Raw genomic sequence first — 14576 nt, forward strand, 5'->3', positions numbered from 1 at the left:
TCATGAGGTGGACATGAAGGACGCTGGATCGAGAGACAACGAGTACGACACGGCGACACGCGGCGACGCATCCGAATTCACGGTGCGGCCGCTGCCGCTCGGCCATCGCCTCGGTGAACTGCAGCTCGACGAGGTGCTGGGGATCGGCGGTTTCGGGATCGTCTATCGCGCGTTCGACCGCACGTTGCGGCGCGCGGTCGCGATCAAGGAGTACATGCCGTCGATGCTCGCGACGCGCGGCGGCGACTACACGGTGTCGCTGCGTTCCGAGCGGTTCGCGCAGGCGTTCGACGCGGGGCGCGGCGCGTTCCTCAACGAGGCGCGCCTGCTCGCGCAATTCGATCATCCGGGGCTCGTCAAGGTCCTGCACTTCTGGGAAAGCCACGGCACCGCGTACATGGTGATGCCGTTCTACGAGGGGCGCACGCTCAAGCAGCTGCTCGACGGCGGCATGCGGATCAGCGAGACGCAACTGCGCAACATCGTCGGCGCGCTGCTCGGCGCGCTCGACACGCTGCATCGCGCGCAATGCTTCCATCGCGACGTGGCGCTCGACAACGTGCTGATCCGCCCGAACGGCAGCGCGATCCTGCTCGACTTCGGCGCGGCGCGCAAACGGATCGGCGATCTCGTCGACGACGGCGCGATGATGATCAAGCCCGGTTACGCGCCGATCGAGCAGTACACCGACGATCCCGCGTTCAGCCAGGGGCCGTGGACCGATCTCTATGCGCTCGGCGCGGTGATGCACACGATGATTACCGGCGAACTGCCGCCCGCGGCCGTCGTGCGCAGCATCAAGGACACGTACCGGCCGCTCGCGTCACGCGAGTTGCCGGCCGGCGAGGTGTACAGCCCGGCGTTTCTCGCGGCCGTCGATCATGCGCTGCAGCTGCGGATTCCGGATCGGCCGGAATCGGTCGCGGCGTTCGCGGCGGAACTCGGGTTGCGGGACTTCGACCGGACGGGCGCCGGGTATGGCGCGGCGGTCGTGCCGCCGGTGGGGGACGCGGGCAGCGGCGGGGAAGGGAAGACGGAGGCTTCGGTGGGTTCCGCTGCGGCGGGCATCGCGTCGGCTGCTGCTGGTGCTGCTGCGATTGGCGCGGGCGGGACGGCTTCGGGCAAGACTGTGTCGGATGTGCAGTCGTCGACGCCTGAGCGTCAGGACGGTATGTCGACACCGACGGACACCGCATCTGCTTCATCTGCCGTGTTCGGCGCCAAGCCGGGGGTGGGTGCGCCTTCAACGTCGAAGACCGCTGCGCAGGGTGCCGCGATTGCGGCAACGGGCGCGCTGGCATCGTCGGCCTCGCATGCTTCGCAGCCCGCAGCGAAGCCGGTCGAATCCGGTGCGCCGAACGGAAACGCCGAGCGTGCAACTGAGCCAGCCCCTGCCAGAACCGATACGCACCACGAAGCAGATACGCGATCCACACGTGCCGACGCAGACATCGGCAAGCGCAGCGCAGCGGATTCCGGGAACACGAACGGGAACGCGTATGCGACTGCCGGCGCCGACGATACGACCGCACCGCATTCCGCCGCATCGGCATCGAGCCGGGCATCCGCGCCGTCCGGCACCCAACGCAGCCACTTACTCGCAGGATCGCGCCGCCGCATACCGGCCTACGTCGGTGGCGCGCTCGTCGCGCTGATCGCCGTCGGCCTCGCCGCGACCTATCTGTCGCGTCCCGCGCGCGTTGCCGACGAGGCCGCACCGGGCGCGAGCCAGCCGCAGGCCGGCACGTCGTCGCCCGCCAGCACGCCGGACACCACGCTGGCCCAGCGCGGACCGACGCCGATCGTCGTGCCGCCGTCGAGCCTGCCGGCCGGATCGTCGGCTCAGGTCCCGCCGCCGCCCGTTGCCGCCGCGCCGGCCAGCACATCGGCCGTAGACGCCGCCGCAACCACACCGCAGGTCGCGACCACCGTCACGAACCCGGCCCCGTCGCAATCCGGATCCAGTTCGACCATCGCGCCCGCCGGCAGCCTCGACACGTCGGAGCGCGTCGTCAGCGTGCCGCCGTCGGCAGCGGCCGCATCACCGGCGACGACGCAGGCCCCGGCGCCGAAGCCGCCGTCGGAAACCGATGCGGCCGTCGCCGCCGTGAACGTGCTGCCTGCCGAACAGCGTCCGCCGAAGACGCAGGAAACCGTCCAGGTGCGCTTCAACGTGCGGCCGTGGGGCGACGTGTACGTGAACGGCGCGCGGCGCGGCGCGAGCCCGCCGCTGCGCTCCGTGTCGCTGACGCCGGGCGTCTACCAGATCGAGATCCGCAACGGCTCGCTGCCGCCGTTGCACCGCACCGTTGCGGTCGATTTCGGCAGCAAACCGATCAATATCGACTATGCATTCGAATGACATCAGCCAGGCGGCGCTGGCCGCCGTCGCGCTTTCCCCGGGGCCGCCCGGCGTATCGTGGGCGACGCCGCGCGCCGACCTGATCGGCCGGCTGCTCGCGGACGTCGCGCCCGATGCGCCGTGCGGCGCGAATCTCGAATACGACGCCGAGTTCCTGCAGTTGCAGGAGCGCGCGACGCCGCGCGCCGAGCAGCAGTACGGCGACACCGTGATCCCGGCCGAGGCGCCCGACTGGGGCGCGGTCGAGCGGCTGGCGCTTGCGCTGTCCGCACGCACGAAGGACCTGCGCGTCATTGCGCACCTCGCGCGCAGCTGGATCGAGCAACACGGCGTGCCCGGCTATGCGGACGCGCTCGCGGTCGTCGCGAACCTGCTCGAGCGCCGGTGGGACGACCTGCATCCAAGGCTCGACGCCGACGACGAACCGGACCCGACACCGCGGATGAACGCGCTCGCCGACTTGGCCGGCGCGCACGACTGCGCACGCGCGGCACGCCGCCAGCCGCTGTTCGACGGCGGCCCGAGCGTGCGCGATGCCGAACGGCTGCTCGACGGCCGCGACGAAGCCGGCGGCCGCGCAAGCCTGATTGCCGCGCTGTCGGCCGTGCGTGGCGATGGCACGACGCCACTCGACGCTGCGCGCGCCGCGTTGCAAGCGCTGGACACGATCCGCGCGTGCGTGATCAACAAGCTCGGCCGCGAGTGGGCACCCGATGCGGGCGATGCGGAGAAGGCGTTGCAGCGGATCGCGCGCGAAGTGCCGGTGCCCGAATCGCAGCCAGGCGCGTCGGACGGAGCGAACTTCACGCCGCAGGCCGCATCCGGTGACGCATCGCAGGCCGGCACCGTGCCGGCCGCGCCCGCTGCGATGCCGAACGCGCATGCATGGCGCGATGCCGAGCTAACGAGCCGCGACGACGTACGGCTCGGCCTCGACAAGATGTGCCGCTATTTCGAGCTGCACGAGCCGAGCCATCCGGCGCCGCTGCTGCTGCGGCGCGCGCAGCGGCTGCTCGCGCTCGACTTCTACGAAATCATCCGCGATCTCGCGCCGGAGAGCCTGCCGAAGCTGGACCTGCTGAGCGGCGAGCGAAGCGAATGAACCGAACGAGGGAAGCCGCCACGCGGGCGGCGGCAACGTACCGCGCAACCTGATCGACGTGAAGGAGTGGACGATGACTGACAGAACCAAGGCAGCGGGCAGCGGACAGAAGTTCATCGCGCGCAATCGGGCACCGCGCGTGCAGATCGAGTACGACGTCGAAACCTACGGCGCCGAGCGCAAGGTGCAGCTGCCGTTCGTGATGGGCGTGATTTCGGACCTGGCGGGCAAGCGCGCCGAGCCGCTGCCGGATCTGCCGGAGCGCAAGTTCCTCGAGATCGACGTCGACAACTTCGACGAGCGGATGAAGTCGGTCGCGCCGCGCGTCGCGTTCCAGGTGCCGAACACGCTGACGGGCGAAGGGATGCTCAACGTCGACATGACGTTCGAGCAGATCGACGATTTCTCGCCGGCCGCGATCGCGCGCAACGTCGACGCGCTGCGCCGGCTACTGGAAGCGCGCACCGAGCTGTCGAACCTGCTGTCGTACATGGACGGCAAGCACGGTGCCGAACAGTTGATCGAGCGCGCGATCAACGATCCCGACCTGCTGAAGACGCTCGTGCGCAATCCGCACGAATCCGCGCAGCGCGGCGATGCGACCCAACCGGAGGCCCGCGATGAATGACCCCGTCCAAACCCGCGCCGACACGCGCGACGCCGCGCAGCCGGCCGTCGCGCACGACGAGTTCGCCGCGCTGCTGCAAAAGGAATTCAAGCCGAAGACGGCCGAGGCGCGCGAATCGGTGGAGCGCGCGGTGCGCACGCTCGCGCAGCAGGCGCTCGAACATACGGTCGGCATGACGACCGACGCGTACGGCAGCGTGAAGCAGATCATCGCGGAGATCGACCGGAAGCTGTCCGACCAGATCAACCAGATCCTGCATCACGAGGAGTTCCAGACGCTCGAAGGCGCGTGGCGCGGCCTGCATTACCTCGTCACGCATACCGAGACCGACGAGCTGCTGAAGATCAAGGCGCTGCCGGCATCACGCAACGAGGTCGCGCGGATGCTGAAGCGCTACAAGGGTGTCGCGTGGGATCAAAGCCCGCTGTTCCGCAAGATCTACGAGGAGGAATACGGGCAGTTCGGCGGCGAGCCGTTCGGCTGCCTGGTCGGCGATTTCCATTTCAACCACAGCCCGCCCGACGTCGAGATGCTCGGCGAGCTGTCGAAGATCGCGGCGGCCGCGCACGCGCCGTTCATCGCCGGCGCGTCGCCGGAGCTGATGCAGATGGATTCGTGGCAGGAGCTGTCGAACCCGCGCGACCTGACGAAGATCTTCCAGAACACCGAATACGCGGCGTGGCGCAGCCTGCGGCAGTCGGAAGATTCGCGCTACGTCGGCCTCGCGATGCCGCGGTTTCTCGCGCGGCTGCCGTACGGCGCGCGCACCAATCCGGTCGACGAATTCGACTTCGAGGAAGATACGGACGCCGCGAACCACGCCCGCTACACGTGGGCAAACTCGGCATACGCGATGGCCGCGAACATCAACCGCTCGTTCAAGCAGTACGGCTGGTGCTCGTCGATCCGCGGCGTCGAATCGGGCGGGGCGGTCGAAGGGTTGCCGAGCCATACGTTCCCGACCGACGACGGCGGCGTCGACCAGAAGTGCCCGACCGAAATCGCGATCAGCGACCGCCGCGAGGCCGAGCTCGCGAAGAACGGCTTCATGCCGTTCGTACACCGGAAGAACTCGGATTTCGCGGCGTTCATCGGCGCGCAGTCGCTGTACCAGCCGGCCGAATACCACGATCCCGACGCGACCGCAAACGCACGGCTGTCCGGCCGCCTGCCGTACCTGTTCGCGTGCTGCCGCTTCGCGCACTACCTGAAGTGCATCGTGCGCGACAAGATCGGCTCGTTCCGCGAGCGCGACGACATGGAGCGCTGGCTGAACGACTGGATCATGAACTACGTCGACGGCGACCCCGTGAACTCGTCGCAGGAAACCAAGGCGCGCAAGCCGCTCGCGGCCGCGCAGGTGGTCGTCGACGAGGTCGAGGACAACCCCGGCTACTACACGTCGAAATTCTTCCTGCGGCCGCACTACCAGCTCGAAGGGCTCACCGTGTCGCTGCGGCTGATCTCGCGGCTGCCGACCGCGAAGGCGGCGAACGAATGAGCTGAAAAACGAGCGGAAAGCGGCATTCAACACGGCATTCAACCTGACCTCGAACCGAAACGGAGACGGCAATGGGCGTGGCAATGTTTATGAAGGTGGACGGCGTGACCGGCGAATCGGCGGACGCGCAGCACAAGGGCTGGACCGACATCCAGTCGTTTACGTGGGGCGCGAGCCAGCCGGGCGCGATGGCGAGCGGCAGCGGCGGCAATGCAGGCAAGGCGAGCTTCAACGATCTTGTCGTCGCCGCGTACATGGACAAGGGCGCACCCGCGATCATCAAGAACTGCGCGAACGGCAAGCACCTTTCGTCGGTCGAGATTTCCGCGTGCAAGACGGGCGGCACGCAGGTCGAGTTCATGCGCGTGACGCTGCAGGAGGTGCTCGTCACGTCCGCGCAGGTGGCGGGCGTCGATCCGGGCGACGTCGCGGACCGGCTGATGATGCATTACGGCTTCCAGGCCGCGAAGGTGAAGAAGCAGTACTGGCAGCAGAACGACAACGGCGGCAAGGGCGCCGAAGTGACGGTCGGCTGGAACATCAAGGAAAACACCGAGATGTGACGGGCCGGACAGGCACGGAGACGACGATGGACGACCCGCGAACCCGCGACGGACGCGAGGCCCGGGAAGGCAGCCTGCGCGACCGGCTGCAGCCCGCCTTGCTCGACCGCCTCACCGACGATGCGCCGCAGCGCGCGGCCGAAGCGCCCGGCACGCAATGGATCGGCACCGAGCGGCTGCGCGCGGCCGTGCTGCGCGATCTCGCGTGGTTGCTCAACACGCGCAACGCCGAGGACGGTTTCGTCGACTGGTCGGCGTTCGCGCACGCGCAGGCGTCGGTGCTGAACTACGGGATGCGGCCGCTCGTCGGCAAGCCGATGTCGGGCGTCGAGCGGATGTCGGTCGAGGCGTCGATCCGCGACGCGATCGTTCGCTTCGAGCCGCGCATCGCGCCCGACAGCGTCGAGGTGCGCAGCGTGATCGACGCGCCGGGCGGCCGGGCCGGCGAACGGCGCCACAACGTGCTGCTGTTCGAGATCCGCGGCACGCTGTGGTCGATCCCGCATCCGCTCGAATTCGTGCTGCGCTCCGACCTCGATCTGGAAACGGGCGCGATGTCGCTGCAATCCGTGGCGGGGGCCTGACGCAATGGATACGCGCCTGCTCGACTACTACAACCGCGAACTCGCGTATCTGCGCGAGCTCGGCGGCGAATTCGCGCAGCAGTTCCCGAAGGCGGCCGCGCGGCTGCGGCTGCATGAATCGGGGCCGCCCGACCCGTACGTCGAACGGCTGCTCGAGGGTTTCAGCTTCCTCACCGCGCGCGTGCAGCTGAAGATGGACGCCGAATTCCCGCGCTTCACGCAGGCGCTGCTCGATGCCGTGTATCCCGGTTACATCTCGCCGTTACCGTCGATGGCGATCGTCCGGTTCGCGCCGCTGATGAACGAAGGCAGCCTTGCGCAGGGCTGGCGGCTGCCGGCCGGCACCGCGCTGCGCGCGCGACCGGCGGCGTCCGAGCAGACCGCGTGCGAATTCCGTACCGCGCACGACCTGACACTGTGGCCGCTCGAACTGACCGATGCGACCGTCACCGGCGCGCCGTCGTGGCTGCCGCGCGGCGCCGTCGCGGCGCGACAGGACGTGCGCGCCGCGCTGCGCATCCGGCTGAAGGCGCGCGGCGGCGCCAAACTATCGCAGTTGCCGCTCGACCGGCTGACGTTCCATCTTGCGGGCCCCGAGCGCGACGCGCTGCACCTGCTCGAACTGATCGCCGCGCATGCGCTCGGCGTCGTGTGTCACGATCCGGCGCAGCCGCCGCGCTGGCTGCATACGCTCGACGCCGACGCGATCGTCCACGAGGGTTTCGATCCGGCGCAGGCGATCCTGCCGGACGACGGCCGCAGCTTCCACGGCTACCGGCTGCTGCGCGAGTACTTCGCGTTTCCGGCGCGCTTCCTGTTCTTCGGCATCGGCGGGCTGCGTGCCGCGCTGGCACGCGCGACCGGCGACGAGTGCGAGCTGACCGTGCTGTTCGATCGCCACGACGCGGCGCTCGAAGCGGCCGTCGATGCGCGCCACCTCGCGCTGAACTGCACGCCGGCCGTGAACCTGTTCCCGCGCCGCGCCGATCGGATTCCGCTGCAGCCTGGCGCGCGCGAGCATCATGTCGTCGTCGACCGCAGCCGGCCGCTCGACTACGAGGTCTATGCGGTGCAGCGGCTCGCAAGCGAGCAGCGCGACGACGGCCAGTCGCGCGAATTCCGGCCGTTTCACGCATCGTTCGCCGGCGACGACGGCAATTACGGCGCGTACTACACGGTGCGGCGCGAGCCGCGGCTCGTGTCCGCGCAGGCACGCGCGAACGGCACGCGCACCGGCTACGTCGGCAGCGAGACCTACGTGTCGCTGGTCGACAGCCAGTGCGCGCCTTACGACGAAACGATGCGCTACCTGGCGGCCGATACGCTGTGCACGAACCGCGATCTCGTGCTGCTGCAGCCGCCCGGCGACGCGAACACGTTCACGCTGCGCGTGTCGGCCCCGGTCGAGCGCATCGTCGCGATCCGCGGCCCGTCGCGGCCGCGTCCGCCGATCGCCGATGCGCAAACCGCGTGGCGGTTGATCCGCCATCTCGGGCTCGCGCGCCACACGCTGACCGATCTCGACGACGACGAAGGCGCGCATGCGCTGCGCGAACTGCTCGGCCTGCATGCCGATCCGGCCGATGCCGCGATGCGCCGGCAGATCGACGGCGTGCAGCGCGTCGCGTTCTCGCCGGTGTTCCGCCGGCTGCCGGCGCTCGGGCCGCTGATGTTCGGGCGCGGCGTGCAGGTCGACGTGACCGTCGACGACCATGCATTCTCCGGCGACAGCCCGTTCCTGCTCGGCGCGGTGCTCGAACAGTTCTTCGCGCGCCATGTGTCGATCAACGCGTTCGCCGAATGCGTGCTGACCAGCGCGCAGCGCGGCACGCTCGCACGCTGGCCCGCGCGCATCGGCAGGCGGCCTGCGATATGAAACGCGATACGTCGCCCGGCACTCGGCCGGCCGCCGAAGCCGCACGCCGCGACGCGTGGTGGACACGGCTGCGGGCCGCGCCGCACGGCTACGACCTGTTCCAGGCGCTGCGCTGGCTCGACGCGCTGTCGCCCGGCCGCGCGCCGCTCGGCCATGCCGCGCGACCGCGCGACGAGCCGGTGCGGCTCGGGCAGCAGCCGTCGCTCGCATTCGCGGCGTCGATGCTGGCCGGCGTGCACGAGAACGGCACCGCGCCGCCGCGTATCGCGATCCACGGTTTCGGGTTGTTCGGGCCGAACGGGCCGCTGCCGACGCACCTGACCGAATACGCGCACGAGCGCGCGGCCCAGCACGACGACCCGACGTTCGCCGCGTTCGCGGACCTGTTCCATCACCGGCTGATCCTGCTGTTCTACCGCGCGTGGGCCGACGCGCAGCCGACGGTGAGCCTCGATCGCCCGGAACGCGCACGGTTCGACGGCTATATCGCGAGCCTGATCGGGCGGTCGTCGCATGGCGACACGCCGACCACGCCGACCACGCCGACAGACACCGACACGCTCGCGCCGCATGCACGCTATTTCCATGCGGGCCATCTCGTGCGGCACACACGCAACCCGGAAGGGCTCGTGCAGATCCTGCGCCGGCATTTCGGCGTCGATGCGCGCATCGTCGAGCACGTACCGCAGTGGGTCGCGATCGAACGCTCGCAGCGCTGCACGATCCGCGCGACGCGGCCGACGTTGCGTGTCGGCGCCGTCGCGCTCGGCGTCGCGGTGCGCGATGCGCAGTCGCGTTTCCGGATCGTGCTCGGCCCGCTGTCGCTCGACGCCTACCGCGGCTTCCTGCCGGGCGGGCCGCACGCGCGGCAGCTCGCGCAATGGGTGCGCGAATACGTCGGCATCGAGTTCGACTGGGACGTGCAGCTCGAACTGGCGGCCGACGCGGTGCCGGCGATCGCGCTCGGCGCGCCGCAGGAGATCGGCCGCACCGCGTGGCTTGGGCAGCGTCTCGAACCGGGCCCCGCGCGCGACCTCGTCGTCCGCTACGACGTGCGGCGTGGCGGTGCCCCCCTTCATCGCGAAACCGCCTAAACGGGAGCCGTCATGTCCGATATCGGCCGCGTCAACCTGTTCGGAAAACTGAATCCGTTCCTCTACGAGACGCTCGAGCAGGCGACCGGGTTCTGCCGGCTGCGCGGCAATCCGTACGTCGAACTCGCGCACTGGTTCAAGCAGATGCTGCAGCGGCCTGACGGCGACCTGCAGCGCGTACTGCGCCGCTTCGACATCGACACGGATGTGATCGACCGCGCGCTGGTCACCGCGCTCGACCGGCTGCCGCGTGGCGCGGGCTCGGTGTCGGACCTGTCCGTGCACATCGACGACGCGGTCGAACGCGCATGGGTCTATGCGACGCTGAAGTACGACGCGACACGGATCCGCGGCGCGGTGCTGTTGCTCGCGATCCTGAAGACGCCGCAGTTGCGCAACGTGCTGATTGGTGTCACGCACGAATTCGAGCGCATCGTGCCCGACGTGCTCGCCGACGAACTCGAACCGATCGTCGACGGCTCGCCCGAGGCGCAGCCGGCCGCACAGGCATCGAAGGGCGACGCGTTGCGCGCCGCGCCCGCCGACGGCTCGGCGCTCGCGCGCTTCGCCGTCGACCTGACCGAGCGCGCGCGGGCCGGCGAGATCGACCCCGTCGTCGGGCGCGACGCCGAGATTCGCCAGATCGTCGACATCCTGCTGCGGCGCCGCCAGAACAATCCACTGCTGGTCGGCGAGGCCGGCGTCGGCAAGACGGCCGTCGCGGAAGGCTTCGCGCTGCGGATCGCCGCCGGCGACGTACCGCCGTCGCTGCGCGACGTCGCGCTGTACCTGCTCGACATCGGGCTGCTGCAGGCCGGCGCCAGCGTGAAGGGCGAGTTCGAGAGCCGGCTGCGCGGCGTGATCGACGAAGCGATGTCGTCCGAGCGGCCGGCGATCCTGTTCATCGATGAAGTGCATACGCTCGTCGGCGCGGGCGGGGCGGCCGGCACCGGCGACGCCGCGAACCTGCTGAAGCCCGCGCTCGCGCGCGGCCTGCTGCGCACGGTCGGCGCGACCACGTGGTCCGAGTACAAGCAGTACATCGAGAAGGACCCCGCGTTGACGCGGCGCTTCCAGCTCGTGCACGTACTCGAGCCGGAAGAAGAGGCCGCGCTGACGATGCTGCGCGGCCTCGCCGCGAAGCTCGAGGCCCATCACCGCGTGCTCGTGCTCGACGACGCGCTGCAGGCCGCCGTCACGCTGTCGCACCGGTACATCCCCGCCCGGCAGTTGCCGGACAAGGCGATCAGCCTGCTCGATACGGCCTGCGCGCGCGTCGCCGTCAGCCAGCACGCGGTGCCCGCGCCGATCGAGGATGCGCGCCGCCGCATCGACAGCCTGCGTGTCGAACAGGAGCGGATCGGGCGCGAGTGCGCGCTCGGCACCGGTGATGCCGAGCGGCGCGACGCGATCGACACCGACATTGCGGCCGCGCAGGCGGAACTCGATCAGCTCGACGTGCGCTGGCAAACCGAGCGCAACGCATTGGCGGCGATCGTCGAATCACGCGCCGCGTTGCTCGACGACGATCCGTCGCGCGAACTCGATGCCGCCACGCGCGCCGAAATCCAGGCGCACCTCGCGACCGCGCAACAGGCGCTGGCCGACGTGCAGGGCGATGCGCCGCTCGTGCTGCCCGCCGTCGACACGCACGCCGTGGCGGCCGTGGTCGCCGACTGGACCGGCATTCCGCTCGGCCGCATGGTGCGTGACGAGACGCAGGCCGTGCTGAAGCTCGCCGATACGCTCGGAGAACGCGTCGTCGGCCAGCGGAATGCGGTCGAACTGATCGCGCAGCGGATCCAGACCGCTCGCGCGAAGCTCGATGACCCGACGAAACCGCACGGCGTGTTCCTGCTGTGCGGCCCGTCCGGCGTCGGCAAGACCGAGACCGCGCTCGCGCTGGCCGACACGCTGTACGGCGGCGAGCACAACGCGATCACGATCAACATGAGCGAGTTCCAGGAGGCGCATACCGTATCGACGCTGAAGGGTGCGCCGCCCGGTTATGTCGGCTACGGGCAGGGCGGCGTACTCACCGAAGCCGTGCGCCGCCGGCCGTACAGCGTCGTGCTGCTCGACGAGATCGAGAAGGCGCACCGCGACGTGCACGAGATTTTCTTCCAGGTATTCGACAAGGGCTGGATGGAAGACGGCGAGGGGCGCGACATCGATTTCCGGCACACCGTGATCCTGCTGACGTCGAACGTCGGCGCCGATCGCGTGATGCAGCTCTGCCGCGACCCCGAGCACCTGCCCGACACGCAGACGCTTGCCGATGCGCTGCGCGCGCCGCTGCTCGACGTGTTCCCGGCCGCGCTGCTCGGTCGGTTGACCGTCGTGCCGTATTACCCGCTCACCGATGCGACGCTCGCGCGGATCGTCGCGTTGCAGTTGCGGCGGATCGAGAAGCGAATCGACGCGCATCACGGCATCCGGCTGCGCTGCACCGACGCGGCGACTGCGCTGATCGTCGAGCGGTGCCGGACGATCGAATCCGGCGGCCGGATGGTCGACGCGATCCTCACGCACACCGTGATGCCGCGCATCAGCCGCGCGATCCTGCAGGCCACGCTCGAGGGCCGCACGCTGGCGTCGATCGAGGTGAGCGCGGCCGATGGGGAATTCGCTTACCGGTTCGACGAGGAGGCAACGACGTGAATCGCGTATTCACCCTCGACAGCCCGCACGGCGACGACCTGAAATTCCACACGCTCGACGGCAGCGACGAACTCGGCCGGCTGTTCGAATTCCGGATCGAGGCGCTCGCGGACAGCCACAGCCTGTCGCTGAAGAACATGCTCGGCAAGCCCGTGACGGTCCGCATCGAACAGCAGGACCAGTCGACGCGCTACCTGAACGGGATCGTTGCGCGCGCATCGCTTGCCGGCCGGCGTGCCGAACGGTACTACGGCTACGAGCTGGTCGTGCGCCCGTGGCTGTGGCTCGCGACGCGCCGCTCCGATTGCCGGATCTTCCAGAACAAGACCGTGCCGGAGATCGTGCAGGAGGTGCTGTCGACGTACGGCTTTCCGATCGAGAACCACCTCGCCGAATCGTATGTGCCGCGCGAGTACTGCGTGCAGTACAACGAGACCGACGCCGCGTTCGTGTCGCGGCTGATGGAGTTCGAGGGCATCTATTACTGGTTCAAGCATGCGGAGGACATGCATACGCTGATGCTGAGCGACGCGATGTCGTCGCACATGGCGCTGCCCGGCTACGAGACGATTCCGTACATCGCGCGCGACCGCACCGCGATCGCCGACGAGGAGCACATCGACGGCTGGCTGCCCGCGCAGGAGGTGAGCGTCGGCAAGCATCAGACCACCGACTACGACTATACGAAGCCGCGCGCCGATCTTTCGTCGCAGAAGGTCGATCCGCGCGGTCATGATCACGACAGTTTTGCGTCGTTCGAGTGGCCGGGTGGTTATCGCGACGATGCGCCCGGTGTGCATTACAGCCGCGTAAGGCTCGAGGAACAGCAGGCGGAGCACGAGCGCGCAAGCGCGGATACCGACGTACGCGGCGCCGCGCCCGGGTATCTGTTCACACTCGCGCATTGTCCTCGTGCCGATCAGAACCGCGAGTACCTGATCGTGCGGTGCAACTACCGCTTCCAGGAGAACGCTTATGCGAGTGACCAGGGCGCGGAGGCTGTCGTACATCAGACGATGATGCTCGTGCAGCCGTCGAGTTTGCCGTTCCGGTCGCCGCGTGAAACGCCGCGGCCGCGTACGAACGGGCCGCAGACGGCGACCGTCGTCGGTCCGCCGGGCGAGGAAATCTGGACCGATCAGTATGGGCGCGTGAAGCTGCAATTCCGCTGGGACAGGTATGGGCAGAGCAATCAAGATTCGTCTTGCTGGGTCCGGGTGTCGAGTCCTTGGGCCGGCGGCGGGTTCGGGGGCGTGCAGATTCCGCGTGTGGGCGACGAGGTGGTGGTCGATTTCCTGAACGGCGATCCGGATGAGCCGATCGTGACGGGGCGTGTTTATAACGGCGAGAAGATGCCGCCTTGGGGGCTGCCGGGGAGTGCGACGCAGAGCGGGTTGTTGTCGAGATCGTCGCCGGGTGGAACGACCGAGCATGCGAATGCGTTCCGGTTCGAGGACAAGAAAGGCGCTGAGCAGCTTTGGATGCATGCGGAAAGGAACTTCGATGCAGAGACGGAGGCCGATCACACGCTATCTGTCGGGAACAACCATACGCATACGGTCGGGAATGACGAAACGATGCAGGTGAAGAACAACCGGCAGAGGAGTGTCGGGCAAAACGAGACGGTGAATATCGGCAAGAACCGGGCCGCGCAGATCGGGGTGGATGAAACGCATGAGGTTGGCGGGAACCGGACGCGAACGGTCGGGAAGAAGGAGACCGTGACGATCGCGTCGGATCGCGAGGCGACGATCGGCGGCAGCCACACGGAGTCGGTCACGCATGCCAAGACCGAAACGATCGGCGAAGGCAAGACGCTGAACGTCGGACAGATGTATCAGACGACGTCGCAGGACATGAAGACGCTGGTTGCGTCGGCGCATACCGAGGAGATCGGCACGCGGACCTCGACGATCGCCAAAGCCCATACGCACACGGTCGGCGGCGAACACATCGTCAACGTCGGTGCGAACCATACGACGAACGTGCAGCATCAGGTGACCGTCAACGCCGGCGATCAGCTTTCGCTCGTCTGCGGGATGTCCAGCATCGTGATGAAAAGCGACGGCACGATCACGATCCGGGGCGTCAACGTCGCATCAAGCGGCACGGAAAGCCACAGCGTGAACAGCAAGAAGGTAACGTCGTCGGCGTCGGTCGAGCACACGGTCGAAGGGACGATCCTGAAACTGAATCCGTAACGGA

At 68.6% G+C, this 14576-nt stretch carries 10 protein-coding genes; all 10 read left to right on the forward strand.

Features of this window, described 5'->3' with window-relative positions:
- Positions 1–13: 13 nt before the first annotated feature.
- The 10 genes from ACNQQL_RS02930 (at position 14) to tssI (ending at position 14572) form a co-directional block, all read left to right on the forward strand.
- Positions 14–2362: a serine/threonine-protein kinase gene (locus ACNQQL_RS02930; RefSeq protein WP_347063135.1), complete on the forward strand. Its 2349-nt coding sequence runs from the start codon at positions 14–16 to the stop codon at positions 2360–2362.
- Entirely contained in the window at positions 2349–3464 is a 1116-nt protein-coding gene (tssA, locus tag ACNQQL_RS02935) for a type VI secretion system protein TssA (RefSeq protein WP_347063136.1), read from the forward strand. The genes ACNQQL_RS02930 and tssA overlap by 14 nt, the downstream gene beginning before the upstream one ends.
- 73 nt (positions 3465–3537) lie before the next feature.
- Positions 3538–4092, forward strand: coding sequence for a type VI secretion system contractile sheath small subunit (gene tssB, locus ACNQQL_RS02940; RefSeq protein ID WP_034179510.1), 555 nt, complete (start codon positions 3538–3540; stop codon positions 4090–4092).
- Positions 4085–5593: a type VI secretion system contractile sheath large subunit gene (gene tssC, locus ACNQQL_RS02945; RefSeq protein ID WP_204422921.1), complete on the forward strand. Its 1509-nt coding sequence runs from the start codon at positions 4085–4087 to the stop codon at positions 5591–5593. Before tssB ends, tssC begins: the two co-directional genes overlap by 8 nt.
- Positions 5594–5664: 71 nt before the next feature.
- Positions 5665–6156 carry an Hcp family type VI secretion system effector gene (locus ACNQQL_RS02950; protein WP_072436815.1) on the forward strand — a complete coding sequence of 164 codons (492 nt, stop codon included), beginning with the start codon at positions 5665–5667 and terminating at the stop codon, positions 6154–6156.
- A gap of 26 nt (positions 6157–6182) precedes the next feature.
- Positions 6183–6740 carry a type VI secretion system baseplate subunit TssE gene (gene tssE / locus ACNQQL_RS02955; RefSeq protein ID WP_347063137.1) on the forward strand — a complete coding sequence of 186 codons (558 nt, stop codon included), beginning with the start codon at positions 6183–6185 and terminating at the stop codon, positions 6738–6740.
- A gap of 4 nt (positions 6741–6744) precedes the next feature.
- A complete protein-coding gene (gene tssF / locus ACNQQL_RS02960) occupies positions 6745–8616 on the forward strand; it encodes a type VI secretion system baseplate subunit TssF (RefSeq protein WP_347063138.1) in 1872 nt (623 codons plus the stop codon).
- The gene (gene tssG, locus ACNQQL_RS02965) at positions 8613–9710 is read left to right on the forward strand and encodes a type VI secretion system baseplate subunit TssG (protein WP_347063139.1); all 1098 of its coding nucleotides are present in this window, start codon (positions 8613–8615) and stop codon (positions 9708–9710) included. The genes tssF and tssG overlap by 4 nt, the downstream gene beginning before the upstream one ends.
- A gap of 12 nt (positions 9711–9722) precedes the next feature.
- Positions 9723–12371: a type VI secretion system ATPase TssH gene (gene tssH / locus ACNQQL_RS02970; protein ID WP_347063140.1), complete on the forward strand. Its 2649-nt coding sequence runs from the start codon at positions 9723–9725 to the stop codon at positions 12369–12371.
- Positions 12368–14572, forward strand: a complete 2205-nt coding sequence (gene tssI, locus ACNQQL_RS02975) for a type VI secretion system tip protein TssI/VgrG (protein ID WP_347063141.1) — start codon at positions 12368–12370, stop codon at positions 14570–14572. The genes tssH and tssI overlap by 4 nt, the downstream gene beginning before the upstream one ends.
- Positions 14573–14576: the final 4 nt, after the last annotated feature.

Source organism: Burkholderia sp. LFS061, assembly GCF_047978125.1.
GTDB lineage: Bacteria > Pseudomonadota > Gammaproteobacteria > Burkholderiales > Burkholderiaceae > Burkholderia > Burkholderia pyrrocinia_C.

What these genes read in the sequence shown, in the direction of transcription:
- tssB (WP_034179510.1), top strand. Translation starts at nt 3,538, where the DNA reads ATGACTGACAGAACCAAGGCAGCGGGCAGCGGACAGAAGTTCATCGCG.
- tssF (WP_347063138.1), top strand. Translation starts at nt 6,745, where the DNA reads ATGGATACGCGCCTGCTCGACTACTACAACCGCGAACTCGCGTATCTG.
- ACNQQL_RS02950 (WP_072436815.1), top strand. Translation starts at nt 5,665, where the DNA reads ATGGGCGTGGCAATGTTTATGAAGGTGGACGGCGTGACCGGCGAATCG.
- ACNQQL_RS02930 (WP_347063135.1), top strand. Translation starts at nt 14, where the DNA reads ATGAAGGACGCTGGATCGAGAGACAACGAGTACGACACGGCGACACGC.
- tssE (WP_347063137.1), top strand. Translation starts at nt 6,183, where the DNA reads ATGGACGACCCGCGAACCCGCGACGGACGCGAGGCCCGGGAAGGCAGC.
- tssG (WP_347063139.1), top strand. Translation starts at nt 8,613, where the DNA reads ATGAAACGCGATACGTCGCCCGGCACTCGGCCGGCCGCCGAAGCCGCA.
- tssA (WP_347063136.1), top strand. Translation starts at nt 2,349, where the DNA reads ATGCATTCGAATGACATCAGCCAGGCGGCGCTGGCCGCCGTCGCGCTT.
- tssH (WP_347063140.1), top strand. Translation starts at nt 9,723, where the DNA reads ATGTCCGATATCGGCCGCGTCAACCTGTTCGGAAAACTGAATCCGTTC.
- tssC (WP_204422921.1), top strand. Translation starts at nt 4,085, where the DNA reads ATGAATGACCCCGTCCAAACCCGCGCCGACACGCGCGACGCCGCGCAG.